Here is an 18,471-nt window from a genome sequence, read left to right as displayed (position 1 = left end):
GCGGAGGGCCTGTTATCAGGCAGGACGCCTTGTTAAGCCGCCGGGGGACAGGACGTTCATCCAATAGTTGTCTTCGGGAGTGGGAAATGAAGCCTTTTTTGCGCTGGTGTTTCGTTGCGACAGCTTTAACGCTGGCAGGATGCAGCAACTCTGCCTGGCGTAAGAGCGAAGTCCTCGCAGTGCCATTGCAACCGACTTTGCAGCAGGAAGTGATTCTGGCACGCATGGAACAAATACTTGCCAGTCGGGCTTTAACCGATGACGAACGCGCACAGCTTTTATATGAGCGCGGAGTGTTGTATGATAGTCTCGGTCTGAGGGCATTAGCGCGAAATGATTTTTCACAAGCGCTGGCTATCCGACCTGATATGCCTGAAGTATTCAATTACTTAGGCATTTATTTAACGCAGGCAGGCAATTTTGATGCTGCCTATGAAGCGTTTGATTCTGTACTTGAGCTTGATCCAACTTACAACTACGCGCACTTGAATCGCGGTATCGCATTGTATTACGGCGGTCGTGATAAGTTAGCGCAAGATGATCTGCTGGCGTTTTATCAAGACGATCCTAATGATCCTTTCCGTAGCCTGTGGCTTTACATCGTTGAGCGGAAGCTCGATGAGAAGCAGGCAAAAGAAGCACTACAACAGCGCTTCGAGAAATCGGATAAGGAACAGTGGGGATGGAACATTGTCGAGTTCTACCTGGGCAACATTAGCGAAGCAACGCTGATGGAACGCCTCAAGGCGGACGCAACGGATAACACCTCGCTCGCTGAGCATCTCAGTGAAACCAACTTCTATTTAGGTAAGTACTACCTAAGTCTGGGGGATATGGACAGCGCTACGGCACTGTTCAAATTAGCGGTTGCTAACAACGTACATAACTTCGTTGAGCACCGTTATGCATTGTTGGAATTATCGCTCTTGGGCCAGGAGCAAGACGACCTGGCAGAATCGGACCAGCAATAGCTGACGACATAAACATCAGCCCGTAATCTTTTGATTGCCATCACCTTCACTGGTGAGGGCGTTGTTGTTCGTCAATACACCTACTTTGAGCCGGTTCACACTTTTCAATGAAAATTGCTAATCATTTTCACGATGAGCTAAGTAGACTGGCCGCCATTGACATTGAGGCACTCGTACTACATGGCTGAATTCGAAACCACTTTTGCAGATCTGGGCCTGAAGGCTCCTATCCTTGAAGCCCTTAACGATCTGGGTTACGAAAAACCATCTCCGATCCAGGCAGAATGTATCCCGCATCTGCTTTCTGGTCGTGACGTGCTGGGCATGGCCCAGACTGGTAGCGGTAAAACTGCAGCGTTCTCGCTGCCGCTGCTGAACAACATCGATCCGGACCTGCGTGCACCGCAGATCCTCGTCCTGGCTCCAACTCGTGAACTGGCTGTTCAGGTTGCTGAAGCAATGACGGAATTCTCTAAACATATGCGCGGCGTAAACGTAGTAGCCCTGTACGGCGGCCAGCGTTATGACGTGCAGTTACGCGCCCTGCGCCAGGGCCCACAGATTGTCGTCGGTACGCCGGGCCGTCTGCTGGATCACCTGAAGCGCGGTACTCTGGACCTCTCTAAACTGAGCGGCCTGGTACTGGATGAAGCAGATGAAATGCTGCGTATGGGCTTCATCGAAGACGTAGAAACCATCATGGCGCAGATCCCGGAAGGTCACCAGACCGCTCTGTTCTCTGCAACCATGCCAGAAGCGATCCGTCGCATTACCCGCCGCTTCATGAAAGAGCCGCAGGAAGTGCGTATTCAGTCCAGCGTGACCACTCGCCCGGACATCAGCCAGAGCTACTGGTCCGTGTACGGCATGCGCAAAAACGAAGCGCTGGTCCGTTTCCTGGAAGCGGAAGATTTTGATGCGGCGATTATCTTCGTGCGTACCAAAAATGCGACCCTGGAAGTGGCTGAAGCGCTGGAGCGTAACGGCTACAACAGCGCAGCGCTGAACGGCGACATGAACCAGGCCCTGCGTGAGCAGACGCTGGAACGTCTGAAAGACGGTCGTCTGGATATCCTGATTGCAACCGACGTGGCAGCACGTGGTCTGGACGTTGAGCGTATCAGCCTTGTTGTAAACTACGACATCCCGATGGACTCCGAGTCTTACGTTCACCGTATCGGTCGTACCGGTCGTGCGGGTCGTGCTGGCCGTGCGCTGCTGTTCGTTGAGAACCGCGAGCGTCGTCTGCTGCGCAACATTGAACGCACCATGAAGCTGACCATTCCAGAAGCCGACCTGCCAAACGCAGATCTGCTGGGCAAACGCCGTCTGGAAAAATTCGCCGCGAAAGTACAGCAGCAGCTGGAAAGCAGCGATCTGGATCAGTACCGCGCACTGCTGTCGCAGATCCAGCCTGTCGCTGAAGGCGAAGAGCTGGACATGGAAACTCTGGCTGCAGCACTGCTGAAAATGGCTCAGGGCGAACGTAGCCTGATCGTGCCACCAGATGCACCGATGCGTCCTAAGCGTGAGTTCCGTGACCGTGACGATCGTTTCGAACGTCGTGGCGACCGTAACGACCGTGGTCCACGCGGCGACCGTCCAGAGCGTGGTGGTGAAGACCGTCCACGTCGTGAACGTCGTGACGCAGGCGATATGGAACTGTACCGCATTGAAGTGGGCCGTGATGATGGTGTTGAAGTTCGTCACATCGTTGGCGCGATTGCTAACGAAGGCGACATCAGCAGCCGTTACATTGGTAACATCAAGCTGTTTGCATCCCACTCCACCATCGAACTGCCAAAAGGCATGCCGGGCGAAGTACTGCAGCACTTTACTCGCACCCGCATCCTGAACAAGCCGATGAACATGCAGCTGCTGGGCGATGCACAGCCACGTCCTGACCGCGGTGGCGAACGTCGTGGCGGTGGTCGCGGTTTCGGCGGCGAGCGTCGTGAAGGCGGTCGCAGTGAAGGTCGCGGTGGTGAAGGTCGTCGTTTCTCCGGCGAGCGCCGCGAAAGCCGTGGCCCACGTCGTGAAGAAGGCACCAGCCGTCGTCGTTTCGGTGACGCGTAAGCCTTTCGCTTCTGACGTAAAGTAAAATATACAGCCCCGATACACGCTATCGGGGCTTTTTTTATTCCCTTTGTACTCCTGTACTGGTACAGTGCATCACACTAAAATGCAGAACCGCATGATTAACTGGAGAAAAGGCTGTATGGCGACACTAACCACCACCCAAACGTCACCTTCGCTGCTTGGCGGCGTGGTGATCATCGGCGGAACCATTATAGGTGCCGGGATGTTTTCCCTGCCCGTGGTCATGTCCGGTGCGTGGTTCTTCTGGTCGCTGGCCGCGCTGGTGTTCACCTGGTTCTGCATGCTGCATTCCGGCCTGATGATCCTTGAAGCGAACCTGAACTACCGCATTGGCTCCAGCTTCGACACCATCACCAAAGATCTGCTGGGCAAAGGCTGGAACCTGGTGAACGGCCTTTCCATCGCATTTGTGCTCTACATCCTGACCTACGCGTACATCTCAGCAAGCGGCTCGATTCTGCATCACACCTTTTCGGAGATGTCGCTGAACGTTCCGGCGCGTCTGGCCGGGCTTTGCTTTGCGCTGGGCGTGGCGTTTATCGTCTGGATGAGCACCAAAGCGGTGAGCCGCATGACGGCGATTGTGCTGGGCGCTAAGGTCATCACCTTCTTCCTGACCTTCGGCAGCCTGCTGGGGCACGTTACGCCCGCCACGCTGTTTAACGTTGCGGAAGTTAATACCTCCTACACGCCGTATCTGCTAATGACTCTGCCGTTCTGTCTGGCGTCGTTCGGCTACCACGGCAACGTGCCGAGCCTGATGAAGTACTACGGCAAGGATCCGCGCACCATCGTGAAGTGCCTGGTCTACGGCACGCTGCTGGCGCTTGGGCTGTATGTGATTTGGCTGCTGGGGACAATGGGCAACATCCCGCGCCCGGAGTTTATCGGCATTGCGCAAAAGGGCGGTAACATTGACGTGCTGGTGCAGGCGCTGAGCGGCGTACTGAACAGCCGCAGTCTGGATCTGCTGCTGGTGGTCTTCTCCAACTTTGCGGTGGCGAGTTCATTCCTCGGTGTGACGCTGGGCCTGTTTGACTACCTGGCGGATCTGTTTGGCTTTGACGATTCTGCGATGGGGCGTTTCAAGACGGCGCTGCTGACCTTCCTGCCGCCGATTGTCGGCGGTCTGCTGTGGCCGAACGGGTTCCTCTATGCCATCGGCTATGCAGGGCTGGCGGCCACCATCTGGGCGGCGATTGTGCCAGCGCTGCTGGCACGTAAATCACGTAAACGCTTCGGCAGTCCGAAATTCCGCGTCTGGGGCGGTAAACCGATGATTGCGCTGATCCTGGTATTTGGGGTGGGTAACGCGCTGGTTCACGTGCTGTCGAGCTTTAACCTGTTGCCTGTGTACCAGTAAACACATTGCCCGGTGGCGCTACGCTCACCGGGCCTACAGGGACCGCGTAGGCCGGATAAGGCGAAGCCGCCATCCGGCAAAAAACTACCCCACCAATTCTTCTTTCACCTGCATCGCCAGGTCAAATGAATGTAAACGCGCCTGGTGATCGAAAATCTGGCCGTTGACCATAATTTCATCCGCCTGCGTTTCACGCAGCACTGCTTCCAGCCCGTGACGCACTTTTGCCTTATCACCCACCAGCGACATGCTCAACGCCTGCTGCACGCCATACTGCTCGGAGGCCGACCACAGCTGATGCATATTTTCCACCGGAGGCGGCAACTGGCCCGTCTCGCCGCGGCGCAGCTTCACAAACGCCTGCTGCATAGAGGTAAACAGGAATTCCGCGTCGCGATTGCTGTCAGCGGCAATGATGTTAATACACACCATCGCGTACGGCTTCTCCAGACGCTCGGACGGTTTGAAGTTCGTACGGTAGAGGTGCAGCGCCTGATGGAGCATATCCGGCGCGAAGTGGGAGGCGAACGCGAACGGCAGCCCCAGCTGCGCGGCGAGCTGTGCGCTATACAGGCTCGAGCCTAACAGCCATACCGGGATCTTCTCGCCATAGCCCGGCACCGGGCGCACGTGCGGGTTCGGATCGCGCGCGTCGAACCAGTCCACCAGTTCCGCCACGTCGCGCGGGAAGTTATCGATATCGCCGCTCATATGGCGGCGCAGGGCGCGCATGGTCGGCTGGTCGCTGCCCGGCGCGCGGCCAAGCCCCAGGTCAATACGGCCCGGATAGAGGGTATTAAGCGTCCCGAACTGCTCGGCTATCACCAGCGGGGCGTGGTTCGGCAGCATCACGCCACCGGAGCCAAGGTGCAAAGTGGTGGTATTCGCTGCCAGGTAGCCAATCAGCACCGATGTAGCGGCGCTGGCAATGCCGACCATGTTGTGATGTTCTGCCAGCCAGTAGCGGTGATAGCCACGCTTTTCGGCCAGCTGAGCCAGATCGAGAGAGTGCGTGAAGGCTTCTCTTGCCGAGGAGCCTTGTGGGATCGGCGCCAGATCCAGCACCGAAAACGGAATGGTTTTGTCAGTCATAACAGCTCACTTTGTCGACGGTCAATCTTTAATACTGCATTAAAAAATGATAACCGTTGTTAACAAAGTGAGCCTTTTTTAGGCCTGAAGTTCCAGCCCGGCCAGACGTTTCCAGTAACCGTTGCAGTCGCTGTTTGCCGCCAGCGGCAGCGGCGACGCGCCGTTTTCGTTAGCGCGGAAGGCGTCCAGCATCGCGAAAACGCTGGTATCCAGCGGCGACAGACGCACCATGTCCACCAGCCCGTCCATCGACGCCAGTTCGTTGCCGAGGTTATAGACGTAACCGCTCATGGTCTGAATGCCGTTCAGGACGAATACCTGCTGGTTCTCCTGCGACAGCATGCTGCGCCCGTTCGGGTACTTGATGCAGCAGGTTTCACATTCATCTTTCGGGCGATCTTCCGAGCGCGCGGTGAAGCAGCGGGCAGAGTAGGCCAGCGGCAGATGACCGTAGCTCAGCACTTCCACTTCGAACTGATGGCGAATGCCCAGCTCGTCGCACTGATTCAGCAGGTTTGCCAGCCAGTCACGGGAGAGCTCCACCGGCATGCACCAGCGGGTCATTCCCTGTTTGAGCAGCAGGCGCAGGGTGACGGCGTTATAGCAGTTCAGCGCATGGCCTGCGACAAACGGCAGCCTGCGTTCGGCGCACATGTTCACCACGCCCAGGTCGCTCGCCTCCAGCAGAAACTCACCGTTTTCGACGTAGCGCTTCAGCTCGCCCAGTTCGGACGAAGCCTGCACCAGCGCGAGCGTTGACAGCACCACCTGCTTGCCGCTCCCGGCCAGGCTTTTCGCCATCTCCAGCCAGTCGCCCACTTTGGTGGCGCGGCGTTTGCTGCATACTGCTTCACCGAGGTAAATCACATCGGCGCTGCTGGTGGCGGCCTGTTGGTAAAAATCTTCCAGCGTCTCTTTTGGCCAGTAGTAGAGCACCGGCCCTAATGAATATTTCATGGTTATCTCACTGCCATTTACGGTGATACGCGCCCAGCGTGGTTTGCGTGCCTTCGGACATCGAGCCGAGCGTCTCCATCCACGCCGCCTGTGGGGCGTAGTTCTGCGGGTCCGCCATGCAGCGGTCGATGGCCTGACGCCACACTTTCGCCACCTGGCTCACATATGCCGGACTGCGCTGGCGACCTTCAATTTTCACCGAGGCAACATTGGCGGCCAGCAGCTCCGGCAGCAGCTCCAGCGTGTTAAGGCTGGTGGGCTCTTCCAGCGCGTGGTAGCGCTCGCCGTCGACCAGGTAGCGGCCTTTGCACAGCGTCGGATAACCCGCGTTTTCACCGTCCTGATAGCGGTCGATCAGAACTTCATTCAGACGCGACTCCAGCCCCTGTGGGGTCTGCTGCCAGCGGACGAAGCGGGCAGGGGAGCAGGCCCCGACGGTATTCGGCGATTCACCGGTTAAGTAAGAAGAAAGATAGCAACGGCCTTCGGCCATGATGCACAGACTACCAAAGGCAAAAACCTCCAGCGGCACTGGCGTGACGCGCGCGAGTTGCTTAACCTGATGAATAGAGAGCACGCGCGGCAGCACCACGCGGGCGACGTCAAAGTGTTGATGGTAAAAACGCACCGCCTCTTCGTTGGTGGCAGATGCCTGAACAGAGACGTGGCGCTCAATATGCGGATAGCGTTCTGCCGCATACTCAAGCATGGCGAGGTCGGCCAGGATTAACGCATCGGCGCCCAGCTGTGCTGCCATGTCCACCGCGCGCTGCCAGCGGGCGTAACCGTCAGGATGGGCGAACGTGTTGATGGCAATATGCAGCTTGCGGCGGTGCTGATGAACGAAGTTAACGGCTTCCTGAAGCTTTTTCTCCGTAAAGTTAAGGCCAGCAAAATGGCGGGCGTTGGTGTCATCCTTCAGCCCGATATAGACCGCATCGGCCCCATTCTCGATGGCCGCCTTAAGCGCCGGAAGGTTTCCGGCAGGGCAGAGCAGCTCCATAAATTATCCTGATGTAGTCGATAGCAAAATTGTTAACGAGCTGGGATTTTAATTAACCCATACGCGACAATTTTTGATTTAAGGCAGCTAATGGCGTATTGATGGCACCAATAATGGGGTACGTCCGACGATGGTTTGTTGATTTACGCCGCTATGTTCTGGAACGGATGTGGCAAAATAGCGGGACTATAGCTATCAGGGAGTAAAGCTCGTGCTGGATAAACTGCGTTCACGTCTCGTACAATTCGGTCCATCAATGCTGAGCGTGCCGGTCAGGCTGGCGCCGTTCGCGCTTAAACGCCAGGTGCTGGAGCAGGTTCTGAGCTGGCAGTTCCGTCAGGCGCTGCAGGATGGCGAGCTGGAGTTTCTGGAAGGGCGCTGGTTAAGCATTGAGGTGCGTGACATCGGGCTGCGCTGGTTTACCTCAGTAGAGAACGACCAGCTGATCGTTCGTGAGTCTGCCGAGGCGGACGTGAGCTTTAGCGCCAACGCCAGCGACCTGCTGATGATTGCCGCGCGTAAGCAGGACCCGGACACACTCTTCTTCCAGCGCCGTCTGGTGATTGAGGGCGACACGGAGCTTGGCCTGTACGTTAAGAATTTAATGGATGCCATTGAGCTAGAGCAGATGCCGAAAGCGCTGCGCGTGATGTTGATGCAAATGGCAGATTTCGTTGAGGCGGGGCTGAAATCCCCGCCGGACAGTAAACACACTTCAGTAGGTGAGCCATGCTGATTCGAGTCGAAATAGGGATTGATGCACCGGGTATCGATGCGTTATTACGCCGCGCTTTTGAGAGCGATGCGGAAGCCCAACTGGTCCACGATCTCCGTGAAGACGGCCTGATCACGCTGGGGCTGGTTGCCACCGATGACGAAGGTCAGGTTGTCGGCTATGTTGCCTTCAGCCCGGTGATCGTTCAGGGTGAAGATCTTCAGTGGGTGGGCATGGCACCGCTGGCGGTAGATGAAAACTACCGCGGGCAGGGCCTGGCGCGCCAGCTGGTCTATGAAGGGCTGGACTCGCTGAATGAGTTTGGTTATGCCGCCGTGGTCACGCTGGGCGATCCGGCGTTCTATGGCCGTTTAGGCTTCGAGCAGGCTGCGCATTACGATCTTCGCTGCCGCTGGCCGGGTACCGAATCCGCCTTCCAGGTGCATCGCCTGGCGGATGATGCCCTGAACGGCGTAAATGGTCTGGTGGACTACCACGACCATTTTAATCGCTTTTAATCAGGCTTTCGCGTAGCGCCTCAAAGGAGCCGTCTCCGGTCACGAGGCGCTCCTTCTGGCGCTTCGTTAGCTGCTTAATACGGTACTCCAGCCTGAGTGCCAGCGATCTGTCCCCCACGGCGGCAGAAAAAGCCAGCTGCAGTTCGCCTTTCCCCCGCAGCGCTTTTGCCCCTTTCCCCGTTTGATGTTGTAAAAAACGCCGCGCCACATCGGTGGTGATCCCGGTGTAGAGTGCGTTATCAGCGGTTCGGACAAGATAGAGAAACCAGCACACGGTAAACAGATTCAGTATGTTAAGGTGAACGCACCATAGCATGAGAGAGAACGAAAATGGAAACACTGGCCGCCATTAACCGCTGGCTGGCAAAGCAGCACGTCGTGACCTGGTGCGTATATAGCGAGGGCGAAATGTGGTGCGCCAACGCCTTTTACTACTACGATCCTGAACGCGTCGCTTTTTACGTCATGAGTGAGGACAAAACGCGGCATGCCCAGATGACCGGCCAGCAGGCAAAAGTGGCGGGCACGGTCAACGGCCAGCCGAAAACCGTCGCGCTGATCCGCGGCGTGCAGTTCAAAGGCGAAATTCGTCGTCTGGAAGGTGAAGAAAGCGACGCACAGCGTAAACGCTACACGCGCCGCTTCCCGGTTGCTGCTGCGCTAAAAGCCCCGGTGTGGGAAATCCGCCTCGATGAGCTGAAATTTACCGACAACACCCTGGGCTTTGGCAAGAAGCTTCACTGGCTACGCGCCGAGCAGGCGTAGCGCTTCGCGGTTAAACGCCGGGAGATCGTCCGGGGTCCGGCTGGTGATCAGCTGGTCGTTATCGTTGACCACCTCCTGATCGTAAAACTCGGCGCCTGCGTTTTTCAGATCGATAACGATCGGTTTCACCGCCGTAAGCTTACGCCCGCGGACCACTTCAGCGCTGATCAGCAGCTGCGGGCCGTGGCAGATGGCAAAGACCGGCTTGCCGGTGCCGACGAAGTCACGGGTAAAGGTGACGAAACGCTCGTCCCCGCGCAGGGAATCCGGTGAATGGCCGCCCGGTAACAGCAGGGCGTCGAAATCTGACGGGCTGACGTTATCGATGGACTCATCGATGGTCACGCTGGCTTCGCCCTTGTGGCCCTTCACGGTTTTACCCGCTTCTTTCTCAATGGTGATGACCTCGTGGCCTGCCTTGCGGAATGCCTCAGCTGGCGACGTAAATTCTGAATCTTCAAACTCGTCGGTAATCAAGACTGCGATTTTTTTACCCATGCTTCCTCCGTTGTTTTCGCTTCAGACTGTTTTTTTCCCGTTTGTGGTAAATACTTACCGGTAACAGACTTTTAAGTGTGGTAGAGCAGGTCCAGATCGCAAACGGACAATTCTGTAAAGGGGATAAGATGAGTCAGGTACTGATTACCGGCGCAACCGGGCTGGTGGGGGGACATCTGCTGCGGCTGCTGATCCAGGACCGGCATATCAACTATATTGCCGCCCCGACGCGCCGCCCGCTGTTGGATATCACCGGCGTCTATAACCCGCACGATCCCCAGCTCACCGACGCGCTGGCGCAGGTGCAGGATCCTATAGATATCGCCTTTTGCTGCCTGGGCACGACGCGGCGTGAGGCGGGCAGTAAAGAAGCGTTCGTCCATGCGGACTACACGCTGGTGGTGGATACCGCCCTGACGGCGAAAAAGCTGGGGGCAAAACATTTCCTGGTGGTGAGCTCGCACGGCGCCAGCACCGGCTCACCGTTTTTTTACAATCAGGTGAAGGGCAAAATGGAAGAGGCGCTGATTGCGCAGAAGTGGGAGCGCCTGACAATCGTGCGGCCTTCCATGCTGATGGGCCACCGCGACGAACGGCGTTTTAACGAATCCTTCTTCGCCCCGCTGTTTCGTATCCTGCCGGGTAACTGGAAGTCCATCGAGGCGCGGGACGTCGCGCAGGCGATGCTGAAAGAGGCGCTGGCACCGTCGCAGGAGGGCGTCAATATCATCCCTTCGGCAAAACTGCGTGAAATCGCGCAGGGCGAGGCGTAAACTTCTCCGGCTTATTAAATAACACTCTCCGGGGAATGGTATGACTGGTCAGTCTTCATCTCAGGCGGCAACACCTGTCCAATGGTGGAAGCCCGCACTCTTCTTTCTCGTGGTCATCATTGGCCTCTGGTATGTGAAATGGCAGCCGTACTACGGCAAAGCCTTCACCGCCGCCGAAACGCACAGCATCGGTAAATCTATACTCGCTCAGGCTGATGCCAGCCCGCTGAAGGCGGCATGGGATTACGCCATGGTCTACTTCCTGGCGGTGTGGAAAGCTGCTGTCTTAGGGGTAATTCTGGGATCGCTGATTCAGGTACTTATTCCGCGAAACTGGCTGGTGAAAACACTCGGGCAGCCGCGCTTTCAGGGCACGCTGCTGGGGACGATTTTTTCTCTGCCGGGCATGATGTGCTCCTGCTGTGCCGCACCGGTAGCGGCGGGTATGCGCCGCCAGCGCGTATCCATGGGCGGTGCGCTGGCATTCTGGATGGGGAACCCGCTGCTCAACCCGGCGACGCTGGTGTTTATGGGCTTTGTGCTCGGCTGGCATTTTGCCGCTATCCGTCTGGTTGCCGGGCTGCTGACGGTGCTGGTGGTGGCGACGCTGGTACAAAAACTGGTGAAGGATACTGCCGTCGAACCCGCAGCCGTTGAACTGGACGTCAGCGAACCGCAGGGCGGTTTCTTCACTCGCTGGGGTAAGGCGCTGTGGCAGCTTTTCTGGAGCACCATTCCGGTCTATATCCTGGCGGTACTGGTTCTGGGCGCGGCGCGCGTCTGGCTCTTCCCGCATGCGGATGGCGCGATCGACAACACGCTGATGTGGGTGATTGCGATGGCCGTTGCAGGCTGCCTGTTTGTGATCCCCACGGCGGCAGAAATTCCGATTGTCCAGACCATGATGCTGGCCGGTATGGGTACCGCACCGGCGCTGGCGCTGCTTATCACCTTGCCGGCAATCAGCCTGCCGTCGCTCATCATGCTGCGTAAGTCTTTCCCGGCGAAAGCGCTGTGGCTGACGGCGGGGCTGGTGGCGTTGAGCGGAGTGATGGTGGGGAGTATTGCGTTGATGTAAAAAAAGCCCGGTGGCGCTCGCGCCTACCGGGCCTTTAGTCAGACGTGGATTACTTAATGTAGGTAAACGCGGTGGTGACGTGCTTCACGCCGCTCACCCGGCTGGCGATATCCGCCGCCGCTTTCCCTTCACGATCGGTCACCAGACCCAGCAGGAACACTTCACCGTTTTCGGTCGTTACTTTTACGTTTGAGGATTTCACCTGGTCTGAACCCAGCAGCTGGGAGCGGACTTTGGTGGTGATCCAGGTGTCAGACGACGCGGTGCCCAGGCTGATTGGCTGACCCTGGCGGATTTCATTGAAGACTTCCGTGGTGCCCTCAACGCCCATTGCGATCTGCTTCGCGCGGCTGGAGAGTTCGGTATTCGGTGCCTGACCCGTCAGCAGGACTTTGCCCTGATAGGCCGTCACGTTGATACGCGCTTCTTTCTTGATTTGTTCGTCTTTCGACAGCGCACTGTTGACCCGCAGCTCCAGCGTACCGTCATCCACCTGCGTTCCCACAGAGCGCGGATCGGTCGCCGCTTTGGTGCCTACTGCGGCAGTACCCACAACGGCCGCAGCGATACATCCCTGAAGCAGTAATGCAGACATAAGGACTGCGAGGGTCGATAAAGCCTTCATAAAAACTCCTTAATCATCCTGGTGAGGGAAAAGCGTGTTATCGATCAAATCGCATAAGCAGTTCACCGTGAGCATATGCATCTCCTGGATACGTGCGCTACGGTGAGACGGAATGCGGATTTCCACATCCTGCGGCCCGAGCAGACCCGCCAGCTCACCGCCGTCATAGCCGGTTAAGGCGACGATGGTCATGTCGCGGGTAACGGCGGCTTCAACGGCTTTGACGATGTCCCGGCTGTTGCCGCGCGTGGAGATCGCCAGCAGCACATCGCCGGCATGCCCCAGGGCGCGCACCTGCTTTGCGTAAATTTCGTCATGCAGACGATCGTTAGCAATCGCTGTTAAGACCACATTATCGGTATTAAGTGCAATGGCAGGTAAACTCGGGCGTTCGGTTTCAAAACGGTTAATCATGCTGGCAGCAAAATGCTGTGCGTTGGCGGCTGAGGTTCCGTTGCCACAACAGAGGATTTTGTTGCCGTTAAGCAGGGATTGCACCAGCGTCATTGCAGCGCGAGAGATCGCGTCCGGAAGGGCTTCCGCCGCGGCAATCTGAGTCTGGATGCTTTCTGTGAAGCACACTTTAATTCTTTCGAGCACGTTATCCCTTTTAAATCTTAATTATGCGTCTTCGCCAAAAGCGTTTTTAAGCCATTCGATCTCATTTCCGGTGAAGGCTATCACATCGAAACGGCAATCCACAGTATCAAAGCTCCCATTATGGCGGGCAAGCCACAAGTGGGCAGTCTGTAATAATTTATGTTGTTTGGCGAGCGTCACGCTGGCGGCAGCACCGCCAAAACGGGAAGACTGTCGAAAGCGGACTTCTACAAACACAATCACCTGACCGTCTTTCATGATCAGATCAATTTCGCCGCCGCGCCCGCGGACGTTGGCGGCGATAAAGCGCAGTCCTTTGCCTTCGAGCCAGCGACGCGCTTTTAACTCCCACGCATCGCCGGTCTCTTTACGGCTTAACTGGCCGGGACGATTTGCCCCTGCTGGTATTTGAGCCATGATAACTTCCTGTTAATCACACAGTCCTGAGTGGCGGTCAGATCGCCGGTGTTGCCGTTAAGCTCAAAGCCCGGTACCTGACGCATCTGGGTAAAGTGGTTTGCCAGCGCCCACGCATCAACACCCATCGCATACAGACGCGCCAGAGAGTAGTCGTTACGTACGGAGCTTAGCGCCTGCTGCATCAGCGCCGGGTTGCTGCCCGCCAGCATCGGGATTTCGCTGTACTGCAGGCCGTCCATTTCCAGACGGAAATCCGGGCCTGCGGTGCCCTGTGCGCTGCGGGAGCTGGCGTAGAGCGTTGCGCCGCTCTGGCTGCCGTTACGCATCGCGATCATCGGCTTGATAAAGGCGATCTCCTGCGGCGTGGCAACGATATAGGCCGCATCCACTTTACCACCACCGCTTATCTGCGCGTCGGTTGGCGGGGCAGGGATGGTCAGGCCGCCAATGGTCACGCTCTGCTGCTGCGGCAGGCTGGCGGAAACCGGACTGCCGTTAAGCGCGATACCCGCTCCACCGTTAACGCCCGCACGCAGTTCAGAGACGGAACCGAATTTCTGCTGCAGCACGATGCCGCCGCCCAGCTTCTGCCACTCGTCGGCAAAAGCATTAGCCACGCGATCGCCCAGAGTACTGCGCGGGATCAGCAGCAGCGGGGCCTGTTTACCCTGCTCGTGGATATGACGTGCCGCATCGCGGGCTTCATCTTCCGGAGAGAGTGCGAAGTAGCAAATATTGGCCCGGTTCTGAACCTGTTCCGGCTGGTTGAGCGCCAGTACGTTCAGCGTGGTATTGCTCTTCATCAGCTCTTCCACGTTGTTTTTCAGCAGCGGGCCGACAACGATGCTTGCCCCGTCCTGCTGAACCTGTGCCAGCACCTGGTCAAGCGGCTTCGAACTGGTGTCGTAGATTTTCAGCTCAGCGCCAGGATTCGCGCTGGCGGTCGCCACGGCCTGCGGCTGAGCGGCAGGTTGTGATGCTGGTTGTGCTGGCTGCTGTTGAGGCTGTTCTGCCGTTGCCTCTGGTGCAGGCGTCGCTTGTGCCTCAGCCGGAGCCTGCGCTGCCGGTGCGGCAGTCGCTGGAGGGGTAGTCGGTGCGGTAACCGGGTTTTGCATTGTACCCTGCGGCGGGGTTTGTGCGGTGGTCAGGTCACTGGTCTCGGCGGCTGAGGGGCTGACAACGTCGTTCACGTTGGCCGCCTGCGCTGCCTGCACCGGAACCGCACTGCCCGTTACCGGCGTGGTGCCGTTTTTCGCTGCTTCAAAGCCCTGTTGAATCGTACGGCCAAACACTGCCGCCTGGCCATTTAGCGGCAGAAGCAGCGCAATTTTGCTTGTCGACGCAGGCTTAAAGTTCTGCACATTCACCAGCTGGGTTGGCAGCATTTTTGCGCCCGGGTTCTGCGGGTAACGGGTCTGCCAGTCGGTAATACCGGCTTTCAGCATTTTTGGATCGCTGCGGTTGTTAAACCACATCTGCTGCAGATCAAGCCAGCCCTGAAGCACGTTTTCGTCCGCGTTAATGACCAGCGCCTTTGCCTGATCCTGGGTCATTGAGGCAAGCGCCTGCCAGGTGGCATCAATGTTTTTCTGCTTGTCGGCACCGGCGAGCAGCGGCTCCTGGGCAATCAAGGCACGCAGGAGCGTCAGGGAAGGGCGCCCCTGCTCAGCGGTAATGCCCGCCTGCCAGAAGCGCGCCTGCTGGTTTTTATCCAGCGCGCTCAGGTCGATGCTCCCCAGGATCTTTTTCGCGCCATCAAAATCTTTCTGCGCGACCTTCAGCTCGGCAGAGAGCAGGCTCTGCTCAAGTTGCTGAGTATCGTTAAGCTCTTTCGGCAGTTGGCCGAACAGCTCGGCAGCCTGCTGGGTTTTGCCCTCTTTCAGCAGTGCACGAATGGCGAGTAATTGCCAGTTGATCCTGGTATCATTTGTACTCTGCGACATTTGTTGCAGATAAAAGCCAGAATCAGCCTGAGCGGAGCCCTGAAGATGGGCGGTGCTCTGGTCAGGTGCCTGGGTGCCACAGCCTGCAAAAATCAGGGCTGCGAGCAGCAGCGGCACGCTGCGCGTGGCTTTTTTTCGAAGAAACGTTAACGGTACCATACTGTATCCAGTGATTTTTTTTACGCAATGCTCAATATTAAATCGGCAATACGGACGAAACAATGAAACAACACGAAACGGCAGATAATTCTCAAGGCCAGCTTTATATTGTACCTACTCCTATCGGGAATTTGTCTGATATTACCCAACGTGCGCTGAACGTATTGCAAGCTGTTGATTTAATTGCCGCTGAAGACACCCGCCACACCGGTTTACTGCTGCAACATTTCGCGATTAACGCCCGTTTGTTTGCCCTGCACGATCACAATGAGCAACAAAAAGCCGAAACGCTGGTGGCGAAGCTCAAAGAGGGGCAGAACATCGCGCTGGTCTCTGACGCCGGGACGCCGCTGATTAACGATCCTGGCTACCATCTGGTGCGCACCTGTCGCGAAGCCGGGATTCGCGTTGTGCCACTGCCGGGGCCGTGCGCCGCGATTGCTGCATTGAGCGCCGCAGGTTTGCCGTCTGACCGTTTCTGCTATGAAGGCTTCCTCCCTGCCAAATCCAAAGGCCGTCGCGATGTATTAAAGGAACTGGAAGCCGAGCCGCGTACCCTGATCTTCTACGAATCCACTCACCGCCTGCTGGAAAGCCTGGAAGATATGGTCACCGTCTGGGGCGAATCCCGCTACGTGGTGCTGGCGCGCGAGCTGACCAAAACCTGGGAAACCATTCACGGCGCGCCAGTCGGTGAACTGCTGGCGTGGGTGAAGGAAGACGAAAACCGCCGCAAAGGTGAAATGGTGCTGATTGTCGAAGGGCATAGGGCGGAAGAGGATGCTCTGCCTGCTGATGCGCTGCGCACGCTGGCCTTGCTGCAGGCCGAACTGCCGCTGAAGAAAGCGGCGGCATTAGCAGCAGAGATTCACGGCGTGAAGAAAAATGCGCTGTATAAGTATGCGCTGGAGCAGCAGGGGGAGTAATTTCTGATACTGTTTTGCCGGGTGGCGGCAGCGCCTTACCCGGCCTACAGATTTATTTACTCTTCTATTTCCCAGGCATCGCCTCAAATACCAGCGTTTCCAGCGGCTGCAGCGTAATCACCACCGCGTTTTTGTACTCCTCAGGTACGGTTGAATTACTGCCGTACACCGCTTTGAGACTAAACTTCGCCGCGTCTCCCGTGGGTATTTCGAACTCTTTCGCTAAATCAAGATAGTAGCTTTGCGGCTTGTCCGAGGGGTTACGCAAGCCGAGTATGGCTTTCTCTTTACTCCACGAAGCCCAGCCGTAAACCTGCAGCGCCGTCGGGTCTCCGCCAATCCAGTGCGTATCCACCAGCACGCTGGCATTGTCACGCGACCATTTTGCGGCCTGCGCCAGCGTATCCCACTTCGCCTTGTTCAGCATTGAAGGGGTGATATACAGTTCCTGCAACTGGGTGCCGGTGGCGAAGTAGCTCCAGACCTGATCGGCAAAATCACTGTCCGTTTGCACCTTCTCCAGCCCGTAATAGGCATTCTCAGCGCTGACGATGCCGTGATACATCAGCGAGTTCAGCGGAAACAGCGGGCCTTTGCGCACAATGGAGCGGTACGTTTCGGCATCGCGGTAGGTCATCCACTGCTGCACCGGTGTGCCGGGACCGTACAGGTTGATGTCATCACCCTGACGCCAGATGGAATCCGCATAGAACAGCCAGGACGGACTGGCGTTGGTGCCGGTCGTCAGGTTGATAAACAGATTCGGGTTGGCGCTGCGCATGTGATGCAGCAGAGCGATGGAGGCGTCAAAATCCGAGGCGAACGGGCTACCCGGGATATGCGCGTTGGCATTACCCATCCCGTCCAGCTTGAATGAGGTAATGTGCTCGTTTTTGATAAGCTTAACGATCTGCTCATTGAAGTTTTTAAAGTAGTTAGGCCCTGACAGGGCCAGCTTCCCGTCGACGGTTTCGAACCCATACTCTTTTGCATGCGAGACGCGAACGTCACGCGGTTTGTTATACCCTCCCCACGGTGAGAGCCATAGTCCGACCGAGCTGTGCAGGCTGTCGGCTTTTTCCCGTACCTTGCCAAAACCGTTGCCGAATGCCGGGCCAAACAGCCAGCGCCCAGTCAGGTCGTCCCAGCCATCGTCCAGCAGGAAGGCGTCCAGCGCCACGCCACGTCCGGCGATAAATTCCTTATTCCATTCATCCATCCGCCCCAGCACGTCCTGTTCGGAATAGGGGGTAAAGAAGCCAATATCCATCCAGCTGTTGTAGTGCAGGTAAGGCTTATACGGACGCGGGCGCACGGCATTAATAAACTGGTTTACGCTGCGGCGCAGCTGGCTGGTTTCCGGGAAAGTGCCGAAATACGTGGTATAGCTGACCGGCGTTGCGGGCTGAATCGGCGTTTTTAACTCTACGTTGAGGTTGGTCGTCGCTTCATAGGCGTAGGTGTTAACGATGGGCTTGTCCGGGAGAATAAAGAACGAGTCCGCGACAATCGGCGAGCTGTTGATCGCCCCGTCAACGTAAGGTGCCTGCGTCTGTTTTTTCGTCGGGAAGAAGGTGATTTTTGCCACGTCACGCGGCTGGCCTACCGCCGCGAGGGTGTAATAGATGCTGGCGTATTTATCTTTCACCAGGTTGAGCTTTACCGTCACGTTAAAATCCGGACGCGAAAAGTCGATGACAATGGCGCTGTCCTGCTTTTCGACGTGCTTGATTTTGAAATCAGCGGTGTGGATTTTGGTTTCGTCCGGCAGCGTCAGAAAGAACAATTCCTGCGGGGTGATGGGGTGGTCGGCTTTTTTGTCAGTTACCACCACCGTTGAATTGGCGTCATCAAAGGACAGGGCAATCTTGTCGTTAGTGAGCGTGTAGTTCGCAGCCATCGCGCCATGGGAAACGCACAGGGCAAGCATTGAGAGGGTGAGCACTTTTTTCATTAAAGTAAGAT

General features: G+C 57.0%; 20 protein-coding genes. 10 read left to right on the top strand and 10 right to left on the bottom strand.

The window, feature by feature from the left end:
• Window positions 1-86 precede the first annotated feature (86 nt).
• The 4 genes from nlpI (at window position 87) to mtr (ending at window position 4,434) form a co-directional block, all read left to right on the top strand.
• Window positions 87-971: a lipoprotein NlpI gene (nlpI, locus tag IM294_RS06445; RefSeq protein ID WP_028014546.1), complete on the top strand. Its 885-nt coding sequence runs from the start codon at window positions 87-89 to the stop codon at window positions 969-971.
• Between the two features lie 107 nt (window positions 972-1,078).
• Entirely contained in the window at window positions 1,079-1,159 is an 81-nt protein-coding gene (yrbN, locus tag IM294_RS22230) for a protein YrbN (protein WP_100122156.1), read from the top strand.
• Entirely contained in the window at window positions 1,152-3,047 is a 1,896-nt protein-coding gene (locus tag IM294_RS06435) for a DEAD/DEAH family ATP-dependent RNA helicase (protein ID WP_041907893.1), read from the top strand. Before yrbN ends, IM294_RS06435 begins: the two co-directional genes overlap by 8 nt.
• 142 nt (window positions 3,048-3,189) lie before the next feature.
• Window positions 3,190-4,434: a tryptophan permease gene (mtr, locus tag IM294_RS06430; RefSeq protein ID WP_028014544.1), complete on the top strand. Its 1,245-nt coding sequence runs from the start codon at window positions 3,190-3,192 to the stop codon at window positions 4,432-4,434.
• A gap of 84 nt (window positions 4,435-4,518) precedes the next feature.
• Here the strand turns inward: mtr and IM294_RS06425 are convergent, their stop codons facing one another.
• The 3 genes from IM294_RS06425 to IM294_RS06415 form a co-directional block, all read right to left on the bottom strand.
• Window positions 4,519-5,526 (bottom strand): LLM class flavin-dependent oxidoreductase, encoded by a 1,008-nt coding sequence (locus tag IM294_RS06425; protein WP_047367057.1) that lies wholly within the window; start codon window positions 5,524-5,526, stop codon window positions 4,519-4,521.
• Window positions 5,527-5,604: 78 nt separating this feature from the next.
• Complete coding sequence (locus tag IM294_RS06420; RefSeq protein ID WP_041907896.1) at window positions 5,605-6,483, bottom strand: U32 family peptidase; 879 nt, start codon at window positions 6,481-6,483, stop codon at window positions 5,605-5,607.
• A gap of 7 nt (window positions 6,484-6,490) precedes the next feature.
• Complete coding sequence (locus IM294_RS06415; RefSeq protein ID WP_193360313.1) at window positions 6,491-7,486, bottom strand: peptidase U32 family protein; 996 nt, start codon at window positions 7,484-7,486, stop codon at window positions 6,491-6,493.
• Window positions 7,487-7,697: 211 nt separating this feature from the next.
• Here IM294_RS06415 and IM294_RS06410 point away from each other — a divergent pair, with 211 nt between their 5' ends.
• Both IM294_RS06410 and IM294_RS06405 read left to right on the top strand, forming a co-directional pair.
• Window positions 7,698-8,222 carry an SCP2 domain-containing protein gene (locus IM294_RS06410; RefSeq protein WP_028014541.1) on the top strand — a complete coding sequence of 175 codons (525 nt, stop codon included), beginning with the start codon at window positions 7,698-7,700 and terminating at the stop codon, window positions 8,220-8,222.
• Window positions 8,216-8,719, top strand: coding sequence for a GNAT family N-acetyltransferase (locus tag IM294_RS06405; protein ID WP_028014540.1), 504 nt, complete (start codon window positions 8,216-8,218; stop codon window positions 8,717-8,719). The genes IM294_RS06410 and IM294_RS06405 overlap by 7 nt, the downstream gene beginning before the upstream one ends.
• Here IM294_RS06405 and IM294_RS06400 read toward each other — a convergent pair.
• Window positions 8,706-9,035: a GIY-YIG nuclease family protein gene (locus tag IM294_RS06400; RefSeq protein ID WP_045260079.1), complete on the bottom strand. Its 330-nt coding sequence runs from the start codon at window positions 9,033-9,035 to the stop codon at window positions 8,706-8,708. The genes IM294_RS06405 and IM294_RS06400 overlap by 14 nt on opposite strands.
• 14 nt (window positions 9,036-9,049) lie before the next feature.
• On the opposite strand from IM294_RS06400, the gene IM294_RS06395 reads away from it, so the two are divergent.
• The gene (locus IM294_RS06395; RefSeq protein ID WP_063155276.1) at window positions 9,050-9,484 is read left to right on the top strand and encodes a YhbP family protein; all 435 of its coding nucleotides are present in this window, start codon (window positions 9,050-9,052) and stop codon (window positions 9,482-9,484) included.
• Here the strand turns inward: IM294_RS06395 and IM294_RS06390 are convergent.
• A complete protein-coding gene (locus tag IM294_RS06390; RefSeq protein WP_028014537.1) occupies window positions 9,464-9,982 on the bottom strand; it encodes a type 1 glutamine amidotransferase domain-containing protein in 519 nt (172 codons plus the stop codon). The genes IM294_RS06395 and IM294_RS06390 overlap by 21 nt on opposite strands.
• A 128-nt stretch (window positions 9,983-10,110) precedes the next feature.
• Here IM294_RS06390 and IM294_RS06385 point away from each other — a divergent pair, with 128 nt between their 5' ends.
• Window positions 10,111-10,755 carry an NAD(P)H-binding protein gene (locus IM294_RS06385; RefSeq protein WP_032644919.1) on the top strand — a complete coding sequence of 215 codons (645 nt, stop codon included), beginning with the start codon at window positions 10,111-10,113 and terminating at the stop codon, window positions 10,753-10,755.
• Between the two features lie 40 nt (window positions 10,756-10,795).
• Window positions 10,796-11,833 carry a permease gene (locus IM294_RS06380; RefSeq protein WP_028014535.1) on the top strand — a complete coding sequence of 346 codons (1,038 nt, stop codon included), beginning with the start codon at window positions 10,796-10,798 and terminating at the stop codon, window positions 11,831-11,833.
• 49 nt (window positions 11,834-11,882) lie between these two features.
• Here the strand turns inward: IM294_RS06380 and dolP are convergent, their stop codons facing one another.
• From dolP to IM294_RS06360, 4 genes are read right to left on the bottom strand one after another with little or no spacing between them, the layout of a single operon-like run.
• Window positions 11,883-12,458 carry a division/outer membrane stress-associated lipid-binding lipoprotein gene (gene dolP, locus IM294_RS06375; protein ID WP_028014534.1) on the bottom strand — a complete coding sequence of 192 codons (576 nt, stop codon included), beginning with the start codon at window positions 12,456-12,458 and terminating at the stop codon, window positions 11,883-11,885.
• Between the two features lie 9 nt (window positions 12,459-12,467).
• Window positions 12,468-13,058: a DnaA initiator-associating protein DiaA gene (gene diaA / locus IM294_RS06370; protein WP_003861754.1), complete on the bottom strand. Its 591-nt coding sequence runs from the start codon at window positions 13,056-13,058 to the stop codon at window positions 12,468-12,470.
• 21 nt (window positions 13,059-13,079) lie between these two features.
• Entirely contained in the window at window positions 13,080-13,475 is a 396-nt protein-coding gene (locus tag IM294_RS06365; RefSeq protein WP_028014533.1) for a YraN family protein, read from the bottom strand.
• The gene (locus tag IM294_RS06360) at window positions 13,433-15,580 is read right to left on the bottom strand and encodes a penicillin-binding protein activator (RefSeq protein ID WP_126817014.1); all 2,148 of its coding nucleotides are present in this window, start codon (window positions 15,578-15,580) and stop codon (window positions 13,433-13,435) included. The genes IM294_RS06365 and IM294_RS06360 overlap by 43 nt, the downstream gene beginning before the upstream one ends.
• A gap of 62 nt (window positions 15,581-15,642) precedes the next feature.
• On the opposite strand from IM294_RS06360, the gene rsmI reads away from it, so the two are divergent.
• Complete coding sequence (gene rsmI, locus IM294_RS06355; protein WP_047364705.1) at window positions 15,643-16,506, top strand: 16S rRNA (cytidine(1402)-2'-O)-methyltransferase; 864 nt, start codon at window positions 15,643-15,645, stop codon at window positions 16,504-16,506.
• A gap of 64 nt (window positions 16,507-16,570) precedes the next feature.
• On the opposite strand, the gene IM294_RS06350 is transcribed toward rsmI, so the two are convergent.
• On the bottom strand, window positions 16,571-18,460 hold the full coding sequence (locus IM294_RS06350) for an enterotoxin (protein ID WP_126817016.1): 1,890 nt from the start codon (window positions 18,458-18,460) through the stop codon (window positions 16,571-16,573).
• Window positions 18,461-18,471 lie beyond the last annotated feature (11 nt).

Origin of the sequence: Enterobacter cloacae complex sp. P43RS (assembly GCF_014930585.1) — a bacterium.
GTDB classification, from domain to species: domain Bacteria; phylum Pseudomonadota; class Gammaproteobacteria; order Enterobacterales; family Enterobacteriaceae; genus Enterobacter; species Enterobacter bugandensis.
The sequence above is the reverse complement of the archived record's forward strand: the minus strand, read 5'-3'. Positions and strand labels throughout refer to the sequence as shown.